Source organism: Testudinibacter sp. TW-1 (genome assembly GCF_050613185.1).
Lineage (GTDB): Bacteria > Pseudomonadota > Gammaproteobacteria > Enterobacterales > Pasteurellaceae > Chelonobacter.
This window is the reverse complement of record NZ_CP192511.1, coordinates 2,607,924-2,629,674: the sequence shown is the minus strand read 5'-3', so window position 1 is coordinate 2,629,674 and position 21,751 is coordinate 2,607,924. Positions and strand designations below refer to the sequence as shown.

Here is a 21,751-nt window from a genome sequence, read left to right as displayed (position 1 = left end):
TTCTCTTTTTATTTCTTAGTATAATATTATCAGAGCAGAAACATCGCTTTCTAACACAATTTTCGCTAATTTTTATAAAAATCGTATTTTATAAGAGGTCTTGTTATGAAAATTACGTTAAAACTAATGAATGACCAAGCCGAAATTATTCAATCTTACTTACCTTACGTTCGTATAGGTATTCAATGTAATAAATTATCCGATTTTAATGACATGAAAGCGTTATGCCATTGGCATGAAGATATTGAATTAATTAAAATTTTAAGTGGCGAAATGTATTATTATGTGAATGGGAAGACCTTTGTTTTAAAGAAAGGGGATGGTATTATTGTGAATGCGAAAGCAATGCACTATGGTTACTCTTTATCCGGAAAAGATTGTGATTTTATTTGTGTTTTAATTAACCCTATGATTTTTAGTGCTGAAAAAACGTTATTCCAAAAATTTGTTGAACCGGTCATTAATACCAAACGACTGGAAGCGAATTATTTATCTTTTGAAGAACCCGCCCATTTGGCTATTTTGCAAGATATTGAAACATTGGGAAATTTACATTTACAAGCGCAGCAATCGGATGATGGTATTGATATGGAGTGTATGGCAGTGGCTTACCAATGTTGGCATAAATGGTTTAATTTAGTAAGGAATTATCTTAATCAGGGCGATGGGGACGAGCCTGAAGAAATTGTATTGCAGAAAAAAATGACCAGTTTTATCCATCAAAATTATATGCATCCATTGCGATTAGACAGTATTGCTGCCTCGGCACATATTTGCCGTAGCCGTTGCTGTAAATTATTTAAAAAATATGTCCAACAAAGCCCAATGTCATTTTTAAATGCTTATCGAATTGAAGTGAGCCAAACCTTACTGGTGAATACGTCTTTGAGCATTACTGAGATTGCACTCAATAGCGGATTTAACCATTTAAGTTATTTTTCTAAGCAGTTTTATCTATTAAGCCAATGTACGCCAAAGCAGTATCGTCAGCGATTTCGGCAAGTTACGCGTAATTAAATGATGAAATTCGTGATCTAAATCTAAAAAAATTGGATTTAGTGTTTAGCTTTATCGGCATAACGTTTTATACTTTCAACCAGTTATGCTATTTTTTACATTTAAAATTTGAGGGGGAGTGTATGGAAACAGCAGCAAATTCGGCAATCACAGGTAACCCGTGGTTGATCGGCTTTATCGGTGTGGTGATAGGTTTTGTGTTGGCGTATTTTTTGATTCGTGCCACGAGCGGCAATGTGCGCAAACAGGTGCAGACCGAATCGGAGTTGAAACAGGTCAAAACCGAGGTTGAACAGCAAAAAGCGAAAATTGAGGAGCATTTTGCCGAAAGTGCGGATTTATTGAAATCGATGGCGCAAGATTATCAGCGCTTATATAAACATTTGGCGAAAAGTTCGGTCGCTCTGTTGCCGGAAACCACAGCGAAAGCGATTTTTGAGGAAAATCCGCTGTTGGAATCGGGGGGAAAAGAAGCGGAAGCTGCCGATACGGCGGCGGGCGATAAAGTCGCAGCGGAAGCGACGGCAGTAGAAGACGTTGCCGGCAAAGATCAACCGAAAGATTATTCGAAAGGTTCTTCCGGTTTATTGAAAAGCAAAGAAGCTTAATCTTATCCAAGCGATTTAAAAGGCAGCGTTTCGTTGCCTTTATTTTTATCCATTTAAACCTGTTAAGAGTGCGGTATGCGTGAGTTTAATGAAATCATCAAAGCAAAAGAATGGCAAAATCAGTTAGTCACTTCATCCTTGTCCCGCTTGGCGGCACATTCGCCGTTACGAGCCTATCCCGATGTGCCAAGTGCGGTCGGCAAAACGCCGTCGCCGAATCAACAATCGTTAAACGGCGTGTGGCAATTTCAACTGTTTGCCAAGCCGGAAGCCGTGCCTGAAGAGGTTATCCAACCGCACTTTGATGATACTGACTGGCTGAAGATTGCCGTGCCGTCCAACTGGCAGTTGCAACCGAATGTAGCGGACAATCCGATTTATACCAATATCCGCTATCCGTTTGACGATAAGCCGCCTTTCGTGCCACAAGATAATCCGACCGGCTGTTACCGCACGCTATTTCATTTGCCTGAAAAGTGGCTGCAACGCCAAGTGCGGATCAATTTTGACGGGGTCAACAGCGCATTCCATTTATGGTGTAACGGGCGTTGGGTCGGTTATGCGCAAGACAGCCGTGTGGCGGCGGAATTTGATTTAAGCGACTTTGTACATGCCGGCGGCAATCAGCTGACGGTGATGGTGTTGCGTTGGAGCGACGGTTCGTATTTGGAAGATCAGGATATGTGGTGGCTGAGCGGTATTTTCCGTGATGTGACCCTGTTGAGTAAACCGCACTTGCATATTGCCGACGTGGAGATTCACGCCGATTTAGATGCGGTTTATCAAAACGGTACATTGACGGTCAAAACCCGATTTAATCGCAATGCGGCGGAACAGACAAAAGTACGGTTGCAACTGTTTAACGGCGAAGATTGTTTGTTAGAGCAAGTTGCTTCATTCGCGCAACAAGCGGCGCTTGATGAAAAAGGGCGTTATCAAGATCGGCTTCAACAAACTGTCAGTGTGGGAGAGGTGCAGCCATGGTCGGCGGAAATACCGTACTTGTATCGCTGCGTAGTGAGTTTGTTGGACGAGAATAATAAGCTACTGGACTGCGAAGCCTACGATATTGGTTTCCGCAAGGTGGAAATCAAACACGGACAACTGTTGTTAAACGGCAAACCGTTGCTGATTCGCGGCGTGAACCGCCATGAACACCACCCCGAACGGGGACATGCCATCACCGTTGAAGATATGCGGCAAGATATTCTGCTGCTTAAACAGAACAACTTCAATGCGGTGCGCTGCGCCCATTATCCCAATCATCCGGCGTGGTATGAACTGTGCGATCAGTACGGCTTATATGTGGTCGATGAAGCCAATTTGGAAACCCACGGGCAATCGCCAATGCGCCATTTATCCGATGATCCGAGCTGGCTGAATGCCTATTTGGCGCGGGTGGTACGCATGGTGGAGCGCGATAAAAACCACGCCGGTATTATTATCTGGTCTCTGGGCAACGAATCGGGGATCGGCAATAATCATCATGCGATGTATCAATGGCTGAAACAGCGCGATCCGAGCCGCCCGGTGCAATACGAGGGCGGTGGCGCGATGACGGCGGCAACCGATATTATTTGCCCGATGTATGCGCGCGTCGAACAGGATCAATTCTTCGCTGCCGAAGCCGTCACCAAATGGGCAATTAAAAAAGCCATTTCCATGCCCGACGAACAACGCCCGTTGATTTTATGCGAATATGCCCATGCGATGGGCAACAGTTCCGGCAACTTCAACCAATATTGGCAGGCATTCCGCCAATATCCGCGCTTGCAAGGCGGCTTTATTTGGGATTGGGTCGATCAAGGGCTGACCAAATACGATCAAGACGGCAACCCGTATTGGGCGTACGGCGGCGATTTCGGCGATCAGATTAATGATCGCCAGTTCTGTATTAACGGCTTGCTGTTCCCTGACCGCACGTTGCACCCGGCGATGGCGGAAGTGAAAAAAGCACAACAGTTTTTCCAATTTAAATTGGAAAAAGCGGCGCAGGGCTATGAATTGACCGTCACCAGCGAATATCTGTTCAAAACGGTGAAAGACTGTTTCCTACATTGGAAATTGAGCGCCAACGGTTTCCCGATTCGTTTTAATTACAGCGGCTTAAATTTGCCACCGCAAGGCAGCCAAACCATCCGTATTCCGTTGGATATTCATTTACTGCCGGATACTTTGTATCTGATTGATGTGGAAGTGATTTTAAATCAAACACAGATGTGGGCGGAAAACGGTTTTTGCGTGGCGAAAGAACAGTTTGTGCTGCCGGAAGTGATTGCGTTGAGCGAACCGCACTTTGTATCCGATCACGCCGTTGAGCTGCCGTTGATTAGTGAAAGTGCGGATCAGGCGCAAGTGCAAGGCGAAGATTTTCGCTTCGCCTTTGATAAAAAGTGCGGTTTACTCACCCGTTGGCAAAAGCAAGGAAAGGAGCAACTGGCGCAGCCGCTGCGCAATAATTTCTACCGTGCGCCGTTGGATAACGATATTGGCACAAGTGAGGCGCAACATATTGATCCGAATGCGTGGATCAGCCGCTGGCAAGCCGCCGGTTTGTGGTCGTTAAACGAAAAATGTCTAGATTTTCGCCTTGAGCCGCTATCCGATTGTGTGCAAATTCACGCCACGCACGGTTACTATTATCAAGATCAATTGCTGTTAAAAAGTTGCTGGTTGTATCGTATCAACGCACAAGGCGAGTTGGATCTGGATATTCAAATTGAAGTCGCCGACGGCTTGCCGTCCTTACCGCGGGTCGGGATTGAAATGGCGTTAGTCAACAATGACAGCCGTGTGAAATGGTTCGGGCGAGGGCCGCATGAAAATTACCCGGATCGCAAAAATGCCGCGCACATCGGGCAATACGATCTCAGTCAATTCGAATTGCACACCAATTATATTTTCCCGAGTGAAAACGGCTTGCGTTGCGATGTGCGCGAACTGAATTTCGCCAACCTGAATGTGCGCGGACATTTCCATTTTGCCGTCAGCCGTTTCAGCCGGCAAAATTTAGCCCAAGCACGCCATACTTGTGACTTGGTCGCCGATCCGTGCGTGTATTTACGGATTGATGGTTTTCACATGGGCGTGGGCGGTGATGATTCATGGACACCGAGTGTGCACAGGGAATATCAGCTGACACAACGAGAATATCGTTATCGCTTACGTTTGGCATAAAAACACAAAAGTGCGGCTTAGTGCGGTTTAAAGACCGCACTTTTCAGGCTGATGACAAAGTCGCTTTCTCGAATAATTTCCCTCCCTCCGTATACGGAGGGAGGTGTCCGAAGGACGGAGGGAGGCATAAAGAATGTTAAAAATGAATATGCTGCATTTTCACATTATCCCTCCCTCCCCATTTTTCTTGTGAAAAATGCTACTCCCTCCGCACGCGGAGGGAGATCATAAAAACCGCACTTTTGTTCTTAGCCGATGTAAAATTGATCGTTATTCTGCCGCTTTATTTAACAGATACTGCACCAACAACGATACCGGGCGACCGGTTGCGCCTTTTTCCGCGCCGGATTTCCATGCTGTGCCGGCAATATCCAAATGCGCCCACGTGTATTTTTGGGTGAAGTTGGCTAAGAATGCCGCCGCGGTAATCGCACCGCCCCAACGTCCGCCGATATTGGCGAGATCGGCAAAATTGGATTTCAATTGCTCTTGATACTCTTCGCTTAACGGCAAGCGCCATGCTTTATCTTGCGCTTGCGCCGCCGCTTTTTCCAATTGTTGCGCCAATTCGTCATCAGGCGAAACCAAGCCGCTGTTATGTTGCCCCAATGCCACCACGCAAGCACCGGTCAGGGTGGCGACATCAATCACCACTTCCGGATCGAAACGTTCGACATAAGTTAAGGCATCGCATAACACTAAACGCCCTTCGGCGTCGGTGTTCAACACTTCCACGGTCAAGCCGTTCATGGTGGTGAGAATATCGCCCGGGCGATAAGCGTTGCCGTCCGGCAGGTTTTCACACCCGGCAAGAATCGCGGTGATATTCAACGGCAATTTCAGCTCGGCAACCGCTTTCATCACGCCGTAAACCGAGGCGGCGCCGCCCATGTCGTATTTCATCTCATCCATTTCCGCCGCCGGTTTTAGCGAAATCCCGCCGGCGTCAAAGGTTAAGCCTTTGCCGATCAACACAATCGGCTTGGCGTTCGGATTCGGGTGGTTTTTATATTCGATCACCGACATAAATGCCGGATTGTGCGAGCCGCGCGATACCGCTAAATAAGCATTCATGTTTAACGCTGCCATTTGCGCTTCATCAATAATGGCGGTCTTCACCAAATCCGATTGCGCCGCCAATTCTTGCGCAAGATTGGCTAAATACGCCGGATTGCAAACGTTCGGCGGGCAGTTTGCCACGTCTTTTGCCGCTTTCACTCCTTGCGCAATGGCGCTGGCGTGCTGTAGCGCCTGCTGTGCTTTCGCCAGGTCATCGCTTGCCACCGCAAACATTAGATTTTGCAAGGCTTGGCGCGCGTCGGATTTTTTGCTTTTGAAATCGTCGAATTGATAACGGGCTTGCTGCACGGTTTCCAGCGCAAACCGCACTTTCCAATAAATACCGCGTTTTTTGACCTCGACTTCATTTAAAAAGCTGACCGCACTTTGAATGTTGCCGGCAGCAAGTGCGGTAAAGGCTTTGCTGATAATTTGTTGATATTGGCGTTCGTTTAAACTTTCGTCAGCGTTGCCGCAGCCAACCAGTAGGATACGTTTAGCCGGGCTATTCTTGACATGATGTAACATCAGGGTTTGTCCGATTTTGCCTTCGATTTCGGTATCGGCTAACAAGTCGGCAAGATAGCCGTGGCTAAGTTGATCCAACTGCTGTGCCGCAGGGCTAAGTTGTTGATTTTTGTAAACGGCAACGATCACACAATCGCTGTTTTGAGCGGAAATCGGGTTGTCGGTAAGGTGAAATTGCATTGGCTTCTCCGGAAATATTTTTATTGTTGTGGTTATGAAAATAAGGGTATCATTATACGATTTATTATGCTGAATGACATTGGAACAAGTAAAAAAGTCGTGATTTTTATGGTATTGGCTTTTCTGTTGTCATAGATAGCAAGAATTTTAAGATAAAACACCAAAAGGGTTGCTTGTGATCTTACTTAAATATTTAACCAAAGAAATTTTCAAAAGCCAGATAGCGATTTTGTTTATCTTGCTGTTGATTTTCTTTGCGCAACAATTGGTGCGCGTGCTGGGTTCGGCGGTGAATGGCAATGTGCCGTCGGATTTGGTTTTTTCGCTGTTGGGCTTGGGTATGCCGACTATGGCGCAATTGATGTTGCCGCTGTGTTTGTTTATTGCGATTTTGATGACATTGGGGCGGCTCTATGCCGACAGTGAAATCACCGTCATGCGCGCTTGCGGTGTCGGACAGCGGATTCTCATGCGCGTGGCGTTATTGCTGTCGGTGTTGACGGCTGCGTTGGCGGCATATAATGCTTTTTGGTTGTCGCCTTGGGCAATCGAGAAGCAGGTGAATATGTTGGAGCAGGCAAAGGCCAACCCGACGCTGTCGGCGTTAAGTCCGGGACAATTTATCAGCAACAACGACGGTAATTTTGTGCTGTTTATCGATCAGGTCGAGGCTAACTCCTTAGAAAATATTTATCTGTTTCAAATGCGCGAACGCGGCAATATCAAACCGTCGGTGTTGGTGGCGCAAAACGGTAATCTGGAAGCTTTGCCCAACGGCGATCAAATCCTGAAACTGAATAATAGCGAACGCTATGAAGGCAGTGCGATTCTGCCGGATTTTAAAATCACCCATTTTGACGATTATCAGGCTTATTTGACGTTTACCAATGTTGATTCGCAAAGCGATAAAATCGAGCGGTTGAATCTGAATCAACTGCTTAGCGAAGATTCGGCCGCTTCAAGGGCAGAGCTGTGGTGGCGGATCTCGTTAGTCCTTGCCGTGCCGTTGATGGCATTGCTTGCCGTTCCCCTGAGCAAAGTCAATCCGCGCCAAGGACGGTTTGCCAAAATGTTGCCCGCACTTTTGCTGTATTTAATCTATTTTCTCCTCTTGAGCTCGCTCAAATCGGCGGGAACCAGCGGCAAAGCGGAGGCTGGGGTGTGGATTCCGTTGGTGCATTTTGCCTTTTTATTCATTGCAATCATGTTAAATAGTTGGAACAGTGCGTTTATGTATCGTGTCCGTCATCTGTTTTCTCCCAACTCGGCAGTAGAGGATTGATTATGTTTGGTGTATTGGATCGTTATATCGGACGGACAATCTTCGCGACAATCCTGGTGACATTGTTCATGTTGGTCGGTTTGTCGGCGATTATTAAATTTGTCGAACAGTTCCGTGATGTCGGCAAAGGCAGTTATGATGGTTTGCAAGCGGTGTATTACACCTTGCTCACCATACCGCGCGATATTGAAACCTTTTTCCCGATGGCGGCATTGTTAGGGGCGTTAATCGGTCTGGGCGCGCTTGCCGCCAATAGCGAACTGGTGGTAATGCAAGCGTCCGGTTTTTCCCGGTTAAAAATCGGTTTATCCGTGATTAAAACCGCTGTTCCGCTGATTTTGGCGATTATGCTGCTCGGCGAATGGGGGATTCCGCAAACCGAACAGTTTGCGCGTAATATGCGTTCGCAAGCGATTTCCGGCGGATCGCTGTTATCGGTACAAAACGGTATTTGGGCGCGTGACGGCAATAATTTCGTTTATATTCAGCATGTGAACAATGAAAACACCCTGAATAATATTTATATCTATCAGTTCGACAATGAACGCCGACTGAAAGTCATGCAACAGGGAAATCAAGCAAACTATAACGAGCAGAATGGCAACTGGGTGTTCAACCAGTTGAGCGAAACGGTGATTGAAGGCGATAGCATTCAAAACCGTAACTATTTAAACCACGTTTGGCAATCCAGTCTTACCCCGGATAAACTGTTGTCGGTCAGCCTGAAAGCCAGTTCATTGTCGATTAGCGGCTTGAATAATTATGCGACGTTCCTGAAAGAGAGCGGGCAGGATTCAAAACAATTTGAATTGCTATATTGGCGCAAGTTGTTCCAACCGTTGTCGGTTGCGGTGATGATGTTACTGGCATTATCTTTTATTTTCGGACCACTGCGCAGCGTTACCACCGGCGCGCGCATTGTGACCGGTATTGTCTTTGGTTTCGCGTTTTATGTGATTAACGAAACGTTCGGGCGTGTCACGGTGGTGTTTAATATTCCGCCGATTATCGGCGCACTCTTGCCAAGTTTACTGTTTTTATTACTGACTTGGTGGTTATTAAAACGTAAACCGAGCTGATTTTTGACGGGCAAACCGCACTTGAAGACGAATATCTGTATGAGATGTAAACAAAAAAGTGCGGTGTTTAATAAGAAATAAGCAAGTTGTCTAAAATTAAAGCGAACGAATGCAAATTTTAAATTTTGCGCTTGCAACTTGGCTTGATAGCCGTATAATGCGCACCACTGACAGCGATTATGTTTATCAGCGTTGCCTGGGTGGCGAAATTGGTAGACGCAGTTGATTCAAAATCAACCGCCTTCGGGTGTGCCGGTTCGAGTCCGGCCCTAGGCACCACTGGTAAATATAATCATCAAGCCCCTATCGAAAGATAGGGGCTTTTTTATGTGCTAAAGCCGGTAGATTCACGATCTAAATCAATTCGGCATTAATTTTTGCTATAAATTTAAACGAAAAATAGTGTATAGTTAACTCCAGTTATTTTCTATTTTATAAATAATTATCTAAAGGAGGTTGTTATGGCGCTTGCACCTATGTCTGTACGTAAGTTTGAATGTTTGTCCGAAGCGGATGCGGAGCAAATTTGCACTGCGTTGAATAAGGCGAAATATGTCTCGATCACCTTGGGAAGTGCGGTTGTTTCACAATGCCGCGCCACCAAAAAGCTGGGTGGAATTTTAGCGAAAGTGAATTTGACCGAAGTGATTCCGAGCGAATACGATCTCGCGCAAATTCAAGCCGTTATTTAAAATTGTCTTCCTTTTTTTCTTTAGAATCGGATTGCCGCAGTGTCTGTATTGAGACTGCGGCAATTTTTTATCTACATACCAAACCTAACTAAGCCGCTGTTGTCAGTAACAACCTTGATTTTCCCCTTTCACTCACAGCGGTTTTTCGCTAAAATCAGACGTTTATTTTCAAGCTGAAAAGTTATTTGGCAAGTGAAAAGGTTGGCAGGTGAAAAAAGCACAATTTTATCTTTTACAGGCGGGAAAAGCGGATTCAGAGCTGAGCGCGCAAGAAGCGTTGACTTGCGATTTGGCGGCCGATGCATGGCGGCTCGGCAAGCGAGTGTTAATCGCCTGTGAAACGGAACGGCAGGCATTACTGCTGGACGAAGCCTTGTGGCAACGCGATGCGGAACAATTTGTGCCGCATAATTTGTCCGGCGAAATCACCACTTATGCCACCCCGATTGAAATCAGTTGGATCGGTAAACGCAATAGCCAACGGCGCGATTTGCTGATTTCACTGCAAAGTGCGGTTCCCGATTTTGCCAACAGTTTTAGCCAAGTGATTGATTTTGTGCCAAGCGAAGAACAAGCCAAAATCCAAGCGCGCGAACGCTATAAGCAGTATCGCCAACTGGGATTCGAATTGTCGACACAGCAAATTTAATCAGCAATTCGTTTAGTAAGTAATAAAGTGCGGTCAGCACTTTCAAATAAGATAGAGAATATGGAAACCACTTATAATCCACAAAATATCGAACAGCGTTTATACCAAAATTGGGAGCAACGCGGCTATTTTAAACCGTCGGAAGATCGTTCCCGTCCGAGTTACAGCATTGCTATTCCGCCGCCGAATGTCACCGGCAGTTTGCACATGGGGCATGCGTTCCAGCAGACATTAATGGATACTTTGATTCGTTATCACCGTATGCAGGGCGATAATACCTTGTGGCAGGCGGGGACGGATCATGCCGGAATCGCCACACAGATGGTGGTTGAACGCAAAATTGCAGCGGAAGAGGGCAAAACGCGGCATGATTTTACGCGCGAAACCTTTATTGATCGCATTTGGCAATGGAAAGCGGAGTCGGGCGGCACGATCAGCCAACAAATGCGCCGTATCGGGAACTCGGTCGATTGGGAACGTGAGCGCTTCACTATGGACGAGGGGCTGTCCGATGCGGTGAAAGAAGTGTTCGTGCGCTTGCATGAAGAGGGCTTGATTTATCGCGGTAAGCGTTTGGTGAACTGGGATCCGAAACTGCACACCGCCATTTCCGATTTGGAAGTGGAAAACAAAGAGAGCAAAGGCAGCCTGTGGCACTTCCGTTATCCGTTGGCAAACGGGGCGAAAACGGCGGACGGCTTGGATTATTTAGTGGTTGCCACCACCCGCCCTGAAACCGTGTTGGGCGATACCGCAGTGGCGGTGCACCCGGAAGACGAGCGTTATCAATCGCTGATTGGCAAAACCGTCTTATTACCGCTCGCCAATCGTGAAATTCCGATTGTTGCCGACGATTATGTCGATCGCGAGTTTGGAACGGGCGTGGTGAAAATCACGCCGGCGCATGATTTCAACGACTACGAAGTAGGCAAACGCCATCAATTGCCGATGGTCAACGTGCTGACGCTGAACGCCGATATTCGCGAGCAAGCGGAAGTGCTGAACAGCGACGGCAAAGCCAACAACGATTACCAAGCCTTTATTCCGGAAAACTATCGCGGCTTAGCGCGTTTTGCGGCGCGTAAACAGTTGGTTGCCGAGTTTGAAGAACTGGGTTTACTCGATCAAATCAAACCGCACGATCTGAAAGTGCCTTACGGCGACCGTGGCGGTGTGCCGATTGAGCCAATGCTGACCGATCAATGGTATGTCAGCGTTGCCCCATTGGCGAAAACGGCGATTAAAGCGGTGGAAGACGGTGAAATCCGGTTTGTGCCGAAACAGTATGAAAACCTGTATTTCTCGTGGATGCGCGATATTCAAGATTGGTGCATTTCCCGTCAATTATGGTGGGGACACCGTATTCCGGCGTGGTACGACGAGAGCGGTAAGGTGTATGTGGCGCGCGATGAAGCCGAAGTGCGGTCGAAATACAACTTAGCCGCCGATGTTGCGTTGCGCCAAGACGATGATGTGCTGGATACATGGTTCTCTTCCGGGCTGTGGACATTCTCGACCTTAGGCTGGCCGAAACAAACCCCTGATTTGGAAATGTTCCACCCGACTAATGTGTTGATCACCGGCTTTGACATTATCTTCTTCTGGGTTGCCAGAATGATTATGTTCACCATGCACTTTATCAAAGATAAAGACGGCAAGCCGCAAGTGCCGTTCAAAACCGTGTATGTGACCGGTTTGATCCGTGACGAAAGCGGGCAAAAAATGTCGAAATCGAAAGGCAACGTGATCGATCCGTTGGATATGATCGACGGCATTGATTTGGAAGCCTTAGTTGAAAAACGTACCGGCAATATGATGCAACCGCAGTTGGCGGAAAAAATCGAAAAAGCCACGCGCAAAGCGTTCCCGAACGGCATTAATCAGCATGGCACTGACGCATTGCGTTTCACCTTGAGTGCGCTCGCGTCAAACGGGCGTGACATTAACTGGGATATGAACCGCTTGGAAGGTTACCGTAATTTCTGTAACAAACTATGGAACGCCAGCCGATTTGTGTTGATGAACGCCGAAGGCAAAGATTGCGGTTTTGGCGCAGGCGAAAAAGAACTTTCCCTAGCGGATCGTTGGATTTTAGCCGAATACAACAATACGGTGAAAGCCTTCCGTCAGGCATTGGACAGCTATCGTTTTGACTTGGCTGCGAATATTCTGTATGAATTCACCTGGAATCAGTTCTGTGACTGGTATCTGGAATTGACCAAACCGGTCTTTAACAGCGGCAGCGAAGCGCAGCAACGCGGCACTCGCCACACCTTATTAACCGTGTTGGAAAGTCTGTTGCGTTTGGCGCACCCGATTATTCCGTTTATCACCGAGGAAATCTGGCAACGGGCGAAAGGCTTGGTCGGCGTGCATGGCGATACGATTATGTTGCAACCGTTCCCAAGTTATAATACAGAACGTGTCGATCAAACCGCACTTGATGAAATCGAGTGGCTGAAAGAAATTATCGTCAATGTGCGCAATATCCGCGCCGAGAAAAACATTCCGCCGGGCAAAGGCTTGGATCTGCTGCTGCGGAATTTAAACGAGAACGAAGCCGCTTGTTTAGCCAAAAACCGCACTTTGTTGCAAAATATGGCGAAATTGGATTCGGTGCAAGTGTTGGCGCAAGGCGAAACCGCACCGTTGTCGGTGGCGAAACTGGTCGGCGGCTGCGAGTTGCTGGTGCCAATGGCAGGTTTCATCGATAAAGCGGCGGAACTGGCGCGTTTAAACAAAGAAATCGAACGTTTGCAAAATGAGATCGCCCGTATCGAAAATAAACTGTCAAACGAAGGCTTTGTCGCCAAAGCGCCGGCGGCGGTGATCGATAAAGAACGGTCAAAAATGGCGGAGTATCAAGACGGCATGGAAAAACTCAAAGCGCAGTATTTGAGTATTGAAACGCTGTAATTGGGCAAATAGGCTCAGCAAAGAATCAGGGCGCATGATATGCGCCCTTTTTTATACCGCACTTTTTATGCTAAAAACTATCTTTTCGGTTTACTCACCATGATTTCAATCACCTGCTTATCGGTGTAGAGCATACTGCGTGAGGCGATGGCGCAAAGGTTATTGATGGTGGCGTCAATATCATATTCGACAATGCCTTCTTCGCCGGTGACGCGGGTGTTGTCCATTGCCATTAGCACCGATTTGTAGCCGCTGGATACGCTGGTGGAGACTTTCATCGCGCAACTGTTGGCGGCGCCGTCGCAGATAATGCCGCTGATGTCGCCGATCATGCTGCAAATGCCCATGCTCACGGTTTCAAATTTGCCGGTCAGCAACCAGGCAATGCCGGCGCAACTGCCCATTGACGCGGTGGTGACGGCGCAAAGTGCGGAAAGCTTCGGCAGTTTGCTGTGGATATAAATTGCCATTAAGTGCGATAAAAACAGGGCGCGCGTCAGTTTTTCTTCATCGGCTTGCAAATACTCGGCAACCACCACCACCGGCATGGTGGCGGCGATACCTTGATTGCCCGAACCGGAATTGCTCATCGCCGGTAGGGTTGCGCCGCCCATGCGCGCGTCGGAGGCGGCGGTGGTTTGGATAATCACCCGGCTTAATAAATCGTCCGACATCAAGCCGCTGCCGACGTGTTTTTGCAGCGTGCGCCCGATATGCAAACCGTAGTTTTTGCTTAGGCCCTCTTGCGAAAGTGCGGTATTCAGCCGTGCCGCTTCTAAAATAAACGCGATTTTGTCAATTTCGACATTGACGGCAAAATCAAACAGATCTTGAGCGGTCAGTTGCTCGAAAACCGTATATTCGTTTTCGCTGGTACAGGCTTGCCGTCCGGCATGTTGATAGATCATCTCACCGTTTTTCTCAATCGAAATAATATTGGTGTGATTATCTTGAATACAGACTTTGACCCAATCGTTACCATGAAATAAGGTGGCTTGCGAATAGAGAATTTGCTCGGTATCTTTAATCCCGACCGTGACTTTTTGCTCGGCTAACAATTGCTTTGCCGCGGCGATTTGTTCCGCGGTGATCTGTTTTAACACTTCCAATTTGCCGTCGGGATCTCCGCCCAACGCGCCAATCGCCGCCGCAATCGGCAAACCGACCATGCCCGTACCCGGCACGGCAACGCCTAAGCCGTTTTTCATCAGATTAGGCGATACCTTAGCTTCGATTCGCTCCGGCTTTGCCGCGAGATATTTCGCTGCCACCGCTGAAGCCAGTGCCAATGAAATCGGCTCGGTGCAGCCTAATGCCGGCACAACATCATTGCGCACGATTTCGACTAATTGGGTTTGTAATAGTTCGCTGAGTTTCGGCATAAATCATTACCATTGAGAAAGAGAAAAATAACGGCGCATATCATAGCAGGTTAGCCGGCAAGATAAAGAAACGAATGTCTGAAATGTGATTTTTTAAGCTTTTTTCTCTTGAAGCGGAAGGGTGTATAATCGTTTTTTGTGATGAATCAGCATTAGGATTAAGTATGAACAAGACAGGACTTGCGGTTTCGGTATTGAATCTCGCGCCGGTGCGTGCCGGTTTTGACAACCGCCAGGCAATTGAGGCGATGACATGGCTGGCACAACAGACCGAACAATTAGGCTATAGCCGTTATTGGGTGGCGGAACACCACAACACGCCCGGTTTGGTCAGCTCGGCGACGTCAATATTAATCAGCCATTTGTTGCAGCACACACAGCGGATGCGAATCGGTTCCGGCGGGGTGATGTTGCCGAATCACAGTCCGTTAATGGTGGCGGAGCAGTATGGCACGTTGGAAACCCTGTATCCGCAGCGGGTTGATTTGGGATTAGGGCGTGCGCCCGGAACCGATCAGGCAACGGCGCAAGCCCTACGCCGTAATCCTGCGCTGGAAAGCGCGCTGTCTTTTCCCGATGATGTGCGCACTTTGCAACGTTATTTAGGCGACAGTGATAAACAGGGTTTTGTCAAAGCCTATCCGGGAGTCGGCACGCATATTCCGCTGTATATTTTGGGTTCGAGCACCGAAAGCGCCTATTTAGCCGCCGAGTTGGGCTTGCCTTATGTTTTTGCCGCCCATTTTGCGCCGCGAATGTTGGAAAGTGCGGTGGCGATTTACCGTCGGCAATTCAAACCGTCCAGTGTGTTGGCCGAACCGTATTTTATTTTGTGCCTGAATGTGATTGCGGCGGAAACGGACGCCGAAGCCGAATTATTGGCAACGTCGCAGCAGCGTTTTTTCCTGAATGTGGTGCGCAATACCCATTTGCCGTTGCAACCGCCTAAAGCGATTGCCGCCGGGGAAATCGAACCCCACGAGCAACAGGTGTTGAACAGCATGACCGCCTGCACCTTATTGGGCAGCCCGGCGAGTGTTGCCAATCAGTTGCACCAGTTACAGCGTATTATCAAAGCCGATGAAATGATGGCGGTCACCTATATTTACGATCAGCAAAAACAGCTCGATTCTTATCGCTTATTCAAACAAATCGCCGAACAATACCAAAGTGCGGTTTAGTCGATAAAAAGCCCTTAACCGGCGTAGCAATTAAGGGCTGAGACCGCACTTTAGCCAAAGTACGGTTGCTTGATTTTCCAGACGACTATTTTTCAAATAACTCTGCGTGCAGTAAGCGCACCACGTCGTCGGCGTGTTGGCTTTGTACCAATAAGCAGATGTTGTTGGTGCTGGCGCCATAGCTGACCATACGCACGTTATACTGTTCGATTGTGCCGAATAAACGTTTTGCCACGCCGGCGGTAATGTGCAGATCGTTGCCGATCAAGGCAACCAGCGATAAACCGGTATCCACTTTCACATTGCAAACTTCGCTCAGTTCGGTCAGCAGTTCGTTGGACAACATACTCGCGCCGGAAGACGCCGAACCGGTTTTGTCTAAGGTCAAGGCAATGCTGACTTCGGAGGTGGTGATGGTATCGACCGAAATTTTGTGTTTTGCCAAAATATTAAACACGTTGGCTAAAAAGCCTTGTGCGTGCAGCATACTCAGGCTGGACAAGGTTAATAAGGTTTGGTCACGGCGCAGCGCAATCGCACGGAATGTCGGGCGCGGTTGCGGATCGCGCGTGACCCAAGTGCCGCCCGCCGCCGGATCTTTGCTTGAGCCGACATAAACCGGAATATTGCTGCGCACCGCAGGTAATAAGGTGGCAGGGTGCAATACTTTCGCGCCGAAAGTCGCCATTTCCGCCGCTTCGGCAAAGCTCATGGTATCGATTTTTTGTGCAGCAGGCACAACGCGCGGATCAGTGGTGTAAATGCCCGGCACGTCGGTCCAGATCAAGACGTCTTTGGCGTCCAAGACTTCCGCCAATAATGCCGCGGAATAATCGCTGCCGCCACGTCCGAGTGTGGTGGTTTTGCCTTTTTCATCACGCCCGATAAAACCTTGGGTGATCACCAGCTCGCCACGGTTAATCAGCGGTTTTAAGATATTGTCGCAATTTTTTTGCGTTTTGGCGTCATCCGGTGCCGCTTTGCCGTAATTGCTGTTGGTGGCGACCAGCTGGCGCACATCGATCCAAGTGGCGTTGGTTTGCAGTTCGCGCAACACTTCCACAAAAATCAAGGTCGACATCATTTCCCCGTGGCTGATCAATTCATCGGTCAGCGCCGGCGAAGTTGCCAAACTGGCGGCTTCGGAAAGTGAGGCGACATTGGCAAGCAAGCGGTCAATTTCTTCGCTGATAACGTTATTGTTTTTCAATTCATCTAAGATGTTGTATTGAATGGTGCGCAGCTCGTCTAAATATTGGGTGCGCTGTTCGCTTTCGCAACCGTTGGCAAGTGCCACCAAAATATTGGTAACGCCAGCCGAAGCGGAAAGCACCACCACACGGGTGTTGGGATCAGCAATCACGATTTTGGCGCACGCACTCATCGCAGGGAAGTTGGCAACACTCGTGCCACCGAATTTAGCAACGGAAAGATGGGACATGGTTTGAGTTCCTGTAGTTAAAGTTAAGGTTAATGTTGTTAAGTGTTGTGTTTTTATTCTTTTGTAGTTTGCCATTTTTATGTAAAAAATCCACAACTAAAACGCGCCATAATAAAAAACCATCGCAATCAATCCACTGCGATGGTTTTGTGGTTCAGACCGCACTTTGCATTTTAAACTCAAAGTGCGGTTTTGCTGTGTTTTAGTTTAACTCGGCACGCAGTTTTTTGGTGACGTTGACCATCACTTCCAACGCGGCGTTGGTTTCCGGCCATGCGCGGGTTTTCAAACCGCAATCCGGATTGACCCACAACCGTTCGGCAGGGATGACGTCTAATGCTTTGCGTAGCAAATGCTCGATCTCCGCCGCAGTCGGGACGCGTGGGCTGTGAATATCGTACACGCCCGGTCCGATGTCGTTCGGGTATTTGAAATCACCGAAGGCGGTCAGCAATTCCATATCGGAACGCGAGGTTTCGATGGTGATCACGTCTGCGTCCATGCCTGCGATTGCCGGCAGAATATCGTTGAACTCGGAATAACACATATGAGTATGGATTTGCGTCGAATCCTGCGCACCGAAAGAGGACAAGCGGAATGATTCGCACGCCCAATCGAGGTAATCGTTCCAGTCGGCACGTTTCAACGGTAAACCTTCACGGATTGCCGGTTCGTCGATTTGGATAATTTTGATACCGGCTTTTTCCAGATCCAATACCTCATCGTTTAACGCCAGTGCAATTTGTTTACATACGGTTGAACGTTCGATGTCGTTACGCACGAAAGACCATTGCAAAATCGTCACCGGCCCGGTCAACATGCCTTTCATCGGTTTTTGGGTCAGGCTTTGGGCGTAAGTGGACCATGAAACGGTCATCGGATTTGGGCGCACCACATCACCGAAAATCACCGGCGGTTTCACGCAACGGCTGCCGTAGCTTTGCACCCAACCGAATTTGGTGAAGGCAAAACCGTCTAACAATTCGCCGAAATATTCCACCATGTCGTTACGTTCGGCTTCACCGTGCACCAACACATCTAAATCCAATTTTTCTTGTTGTTCAACCACATAGGCGATCTCTTTTTTCATCGCCGCTTCGTATTCCGCCGCTGAAATCGCCCCTTTTTTGAAGTTGGCACGGGCGTGGCGAATTTCAGTGGTTTGTGGGAACGAGCCGATATTGGTGGTTGGCAACAGCGGTAGGTTTAACCACGCTTGTTGTAACTTAATCCGCTCGGAAAACGGCGATTGACGTTGATCCGCATTGGCTGGCAGCGAGGCTAAACGGGCGGCAACTTCAGGGCGGTGGATCACGCTTGAAGCGGCGCGTGCGTCGGCAGCGGCTTGGCTTGCGGCAAGTGCGGTTTCAACACTGGCGCGACCGTTATTTAATGCCTGTTTAATCACATTCAACTCTTGGATTTTTTGCAAGCTAAAGGCTAACCATGAATAGAGATCTTTGTCTAATTGGGTTTCCACTTCCAAGTCAAATGGCGTGTGTAACAGCGAGCAGCTTGGTGCGATCCACAGCTTTTCGCCCAATTTGGCTTTTAACGGCTCAACCACGTCTAACACCTTGTTGAGGTTTGCACGCCAGATATTACGCCCGTCAATCACCCCGACAGACAACACGTTGCCATAATCTTCAAACGCCGCCAATTGTTGCGGTGCGCGCACCAAATCCACATGCAAGCCGGCAACCGGCAAGCTTTTTAATAAATCGGCATGCTCGGCAACTGAACCGAAATAGGTGGCAAGCAATAATTTGGCTTGCAGTTTTGCCAATCTTTCATAAGTCGGTTTAAATGCCGCAATCCACTCCGCCGGCAGGTCGACGGTTAAAGCCGGTTCATCAATTTGAATCCATTCTGCACCGGCTTGTACCAGTGCGGTCAGGATTTCTTCGTAAACAGGTAAGAGTTTGTCCAACAACGCCAAACGGTTAAACGCCTCTTTGCCTTTTTCTTTGCCTAACCATAAGAACGTGATCGGGCCGACAATGGTCGGTTTGGCTTTTAAGCCTAGCGCTTGTGCTTCTTGCAGTTGTTGTACATAGTGTGCCGGATTGGCTTTGAATTCGCTGTTTTTATGGAATTCAGGCACAAGGTAGTGATAGTTGGTGTCGAACCATTTTGTCATTTCGATGGCGTGCTGTTCCGCATTGCCGCGCGCCAGTTGGAAGAATTGTTCTAAGCTCAAATTGCTGCTGTCGAAGCCGAAACGTGCCGGAATTGCGCCGGTCGCCACTTGCAGATCCAAAATATGATCATAGAAAGTAAAATCGGCTACCGCCACGTAATCTGCGTTGGCGGCGGCTTGGTGTCGCCAGTTTTTCTCACGCAAGGCTTTGGCGATGTCGAGCAGATCTTGCTCTGCCAACTCTTTGCGCCAATAACGTTCTTGAGCAAATTTTAATTCACGTTTTGCGCCTACGCGCGGAAAGCCGGCTAAATGAAATGTTGTCATGATGGTTTCTCCCGATATTTAAACTGATTTATTCTTAAATAGCCGTCTAAATGGCTATCTGAGATGCAGGATGACGGATTTTAGTATATTATGCAAACTCATAATTTTCACAGAGATGATGAATAATTTTAATGAAGCCGATATTTTTAGAACTCCGTCATTTAAAAACGCTGATTGCATTGAAAGAAACCGGCAGTGTGTCGCTTGCCGCCAAACGGATTTACCTCACCCAATCTGCACTTTCCCATCAAATCAAACTGTTGGAAGAGCAGTATGGTCTCACCCTGTTTGAGCGTAAAACCCAACCGTTACATTTCACCGCTGCCGGGGAGCGCTTAATCAAGCTCGCCTATGATATTTTGCCGAAGGTGGTGGACGCAGAGTTGGATTTGGTGCGGGTGAAAGAGGGCGACGCAGGGCAGTTGCGGATTGCAGTCGAATGCCACACCTGCTTTGACTGGTTAATGCCGGCGATGGATTCGTTCCGCCAAAATTGGCCTTTGGTCGAGTTGGATATTGTGTCTGGTTTTCACACCGATACGCTCGGATTATTGCTGACCCACCGCGCGGACTGGGCGATTGTGTCGGAAGTGGAAGAGACCGCGGGAGTTGTGCACCAATCGCTATTTGGTTATGAAATGGTCGGGATTTGTTCGAAAGATCATCCGCTTGCGGCAAAAGCGGTGTGGCAGGCGGAAGATTTTGCCGACGAAACCCTGATTACTTACCCCGTGCCGGACGATATGTTGGATTTGTTGCGTAAAGTGCTTTATCCGCAAGGGATCAATCCGGCACGCCGCACCAGCGAACTGACGATTGCGATTATTCAGCTGGTCGCCAGTAAGCGCGGTATCGCAGCACTGCCGTATTGGGCGGTATTACCGTACTTGGAGCGCGGTTATGTGGTGGCGCGCAAAATCACCGATAACGGCTTGCAAAGCGAGCTGTATGCGGCGGTGCGCGAAAGTGATGTCAACACCGCCTTTGTGCAGGATTTTTATCACACCGTCAAATCGCAAAGTTTTTCCACCTTACCGGGCTTGTCGGTGTTGGATTAATCCAATAACTTAATCAGATCCGCCGCCTGTTCAATATAATTGCCGCCAAAGCGGTGGCTAAAATTGAGCAGGTAATAAAGCTGATAAATGCTTTTACGTTGCCGATAACCGTTATCAACCGGATTAATGCCGTTGTAGGCTTGATAAAATTCGCTCGGCATTGGTGTAAACAGCTCAAACAGAGCCAAATCACACTCCGAATCGCCCCAATAACATGCCGGATCAAACAGCACGATTTCGTTATCACAAATACCGAAATTTTTATGGTAGAACGCCCCGTGCAACAGTGCGGGCACAGGCTGATATTTGGCAAGATGGAAGCAGACCGAGGAAATAATGTCTTCAAACCGTCCGAATTCAATCCCTTTTTCTCTGCATAATTGCAACTGCCAACCGATTCGGTTTTCACTGAAAAAGGTTGACCAATTTTTTGACCATGCATTGGGTTGATACACCGGACCAAGCCAGGTGTCGTAATCAAAACCGTATTCTTGGTTGTTGCTATTGCTGTGCAACGCCGCCAACTGTGCGCCTAACTCTGCCATTTTATTGCTTGGCAACGGGGATAGTGATAAAGACTCTAGGAGAATAAAACTGACGTTTTCGGCACAACCTACGCCGTAAACCCGCGGCACACGCACCGTACCGCTCTTGGCTAATAACGTTAATTGATCGGCTTCGGTGCGGAACATCGAGCGATAGGTTTTGTCATTTACTTTGACAAAAACCGGTATATTACCGTCATCAATAATCCAAGCCTGATGCATTTCGCCGTCCGCAACAGGCGTTTTGGATTTAATCGTGTAGTAAGAACCGAATTGTTCAGCCAACAGCTGAGAAATTGCTTTCCACATCATTTACTCCTTGGTTTTGGTCGCCTGTTAACCTATCTTAGCCAGAATGGCTTGATTTTACTGTGATTTGGCTCAAACATTAGCAATTTTGCCGGAGTTATTGTCGATGATGGTAATCATTTGGCATATCTGCTAAACTACCGCCCTATTTTTTACACAGAATAGGTTTTTGCACAGAGTA

General features: G+C 48.0%; 15 protein-coding genes and 1 tRNA gene. 11 read left to right on the top strand and 5 right to left on the bottom strand.

The features are described from left to right. Positions 1-105 precede the first annotated feature (105 nt). From ACQ31U_RS12640 to ACQ31U_RS12630, 3 genes are all read left to right on the top strand, one after another. The gene (locus ACQ31U_RS12640) at positions 106-1,017 is read left to right on the top strand and encodes an AraC family transcriptional regulator (RefSeq protein ID WP_431052617.1); all 912 of its coding nucleotides are present in this window, start codon (positions 106-108) and stop codon (positions 1,015-1,017) included. A gap of 122 nt (positions 1,018-1,139) precedes the next feature. Further along, positions 1,140-1,625, top strand: coding sequence for a YhcB family protein (locus ACQ31U_RS12635; RefSeq protein WP_431052615.1), 486 nt, complete (start codon positions 1,140-1,142; stop codon positions 1,623-1,625). 75 nt (positions 1,626-1,700) lie between these two features. Then, the gene (locus tag ACQ31U_RS12630) at positions 1,701-4,802 is read left to right on the top strand and encodes a beta-galactosidase (RefSeq protein ID WP_431052613.1); all 3,102 of its coding nucleotides are present in this window, start codon (positions 1,701-1,703) and stop codon (positions 4,800-4,802) included. Between the two features lie 270 nt (positions 4,803-5,072). Here ACQ31U_RS12630 and ACQ31U_RS12625 read toward each other — a convergent pair whose 3' ends face one another. Next, positions 5,073-6,569 carry a leucyl aminopeptidase gene (locus ACQ31U_RS12625; protein WP_431052611.1) on the bottom strand — a complete coding sequence of 499 codons (1,497 nt, stop codon included), beginning with the start codon at positions 6,567-6,569 and terminating at the stop codon, positions 5,073-5,075. A 175-nt stretch (positions 6,570-6,744) separates the two neighbouring features. Here ACQ31U_RS12625 and lptF point away from each other — a divergent pair, with 175 nt between their 5' ends. From lptF to ACQ31U_RS12595, 6 genes are all read left to right on the top strand, one after another. Continuing rightward, positions 6,745-7,851 (top strand): LPS export ABC transporter permease LptF, encoded by a 1,107-nt coding sequence (gene lptF, locus ACQ31U_RS12620; protein ID WP_431052609.1) that lies wholly within the window; start codon positions 6,745-6,747, stop codon positions 7,849-7,851. 2 nt (positions 7,852-7,853) lie between these two features. Further along, positions 7,854-8,930 (top strand): LPS export ABC transporter permease LptG, encoded by a 1,077-nt coding sequence (gene lptG / locus ACQ31U_RS12615; RefSeq protein ID WP_431052607.1) that lies wholly within the window; start codon positions 7,854-7,856, stop codon positions 8,928-8,930. Positions 8,931-9,124: 194 nt separating this feature from the next. Next, positions 9,125-9,209 (top strand) — tRNA-Leu (locus tag ACQ31U_RS12610). 182 nt (positions 9,210-9,391) lie between these two features. Then, positions 9,392-9,622 carry a hypothetical protein gene (locus ACQ31U_RS12605; protein WP_431052605.1) on the top strand — a complete coding sequence of 77 codons (231 nt, stop codon included), beginning with the start codon at positions 9,392-9,394 and terminating at the stop codon, positions 9,620-9,622. A 208-nt stretch (positions 9,623-9,830) separates the two neighbouring features. Continuing rightward, positions 9,831-10,271 (top strand): DNA polymerase III subunit chi, encoded by a 441-nt coding sequence (locus ACQ31U_RS12600; protein ID WP_431052603.1) that lies wholly within the window; start codon positions 9,831-9,833, stop codon positions 10,269-10,271. Between the two features lie 60 nt (positions 10,272-10,331). After that, entirely contained in the window at positions 10,332-13,187 is a 2,856-nt protein-coding gene (locus ACQ31U_RS12595) for a valine--tRNA ligase (protein ID WP_431052601.1), read from the top strand. Positions 13,188-13,264: 77 nt separating this feature from the next. Here ACQ31U_RS12595 and ACQ31U_RS12590 read toward each other — a convergent pair whose 3' ends face one another. After that, positions 13,265-14,569 (bottom strand): serine dehydratase subunit alpha family protein, encoded by a 1,305-nt coding sequence (locus ACQ31U_RS12590; RefSeq protein WP_431052599.1) that lies wholly within the window; start codon positions 14,567-14,569, stop codon positions 13,265-13,267. Between the two features lie 164 nt (positions 14,570-14,733). On the opposite strand from ACQ31U_RS12590, the gene ACQ31U_RS12585 reads away from it, so the two are divergent. Then, positions 14,734-15,750, top strand: coding sequence for an LLM class flavin-dependent oxidoreductase (locus ACQ31U_RS12585; RefSeq protein ID WP_431052597.1), 1,017 nt, complete (start codon positions 14,734-14,736; stop codon positions 15,748-15,750). Positions 15,751-15,835: 85 nt separating this feature from the next. Here the strand turns inward: ACQ31U_RS12585 and lysC are convergent, their stop codons facing one another. Both lysC and metE read right to left on the bottom strand, forming a co-directional pair. Further along, positions 15,836-17,191 carry a lysine-sensitive aspartokinase 3 gene (gene lysC, locus ACQ31U_RS12580; protein WP_431052595.1) on the bottom strand — a complete coding sequence of 452 codons (1,356 nt, stop codon included), beginning with the start codon at positions 17,189-17,191 and terminating at the stop codon, positions 15,836-15,838. Between the two features lie 202 nt (positions 17,192-17,393). After that, complete coding sequence (gene metE / locus ACQ31U_RS12575; RefSeq protein WP_431052593.1) at positions 17,394-19,658, bottom strand: 5-methyltetrahydropteroyltriglutamate--homocysteine S-methyltransferase; 2,265 nt, start codon at positions 19,656-19,658, stop codon at positions 17,394-17,396. A gap of 131 nt (positions 19,659-19,789) precedes the next feature. Between metE and ACQ31U_RS12570 the strand changes: the two genes are divergently transcribed. Next, on the top strand, positions 19,790-20,716 hold the full coding sequence (locus tag ACQ31U_RS12570; protein ID WP_431052591.1) for a LysR family transcriptional regulator: 927 nt from the start codon (positions 19,790-19,792) through the stop codon (positions 20,714-20,716). Here ACQ31U_RS12570 and ACQ31U_RS12565 read toward each other — a convergent pair. Continuing rightward, positions 20,713-21,570 carry a fructosamine kinase family protein gene (locus ACQ31U_RS12565; RefSeq protein WP_431054347.1) on the bottom strand — a complete coding sequence of 286 codons (858 nt, stop codon included), beginning with the start codon at positions 21,568-21,570 and terminating at the stop codon, positions 20,713-20,715. The genes ACQ31U_RS12570 and ACQ31U_RS12565 overlap by 4 nt on opposite strands. Between the last annotated feature and the right edge of the window lie 181 nt (positions 21,571-21,751).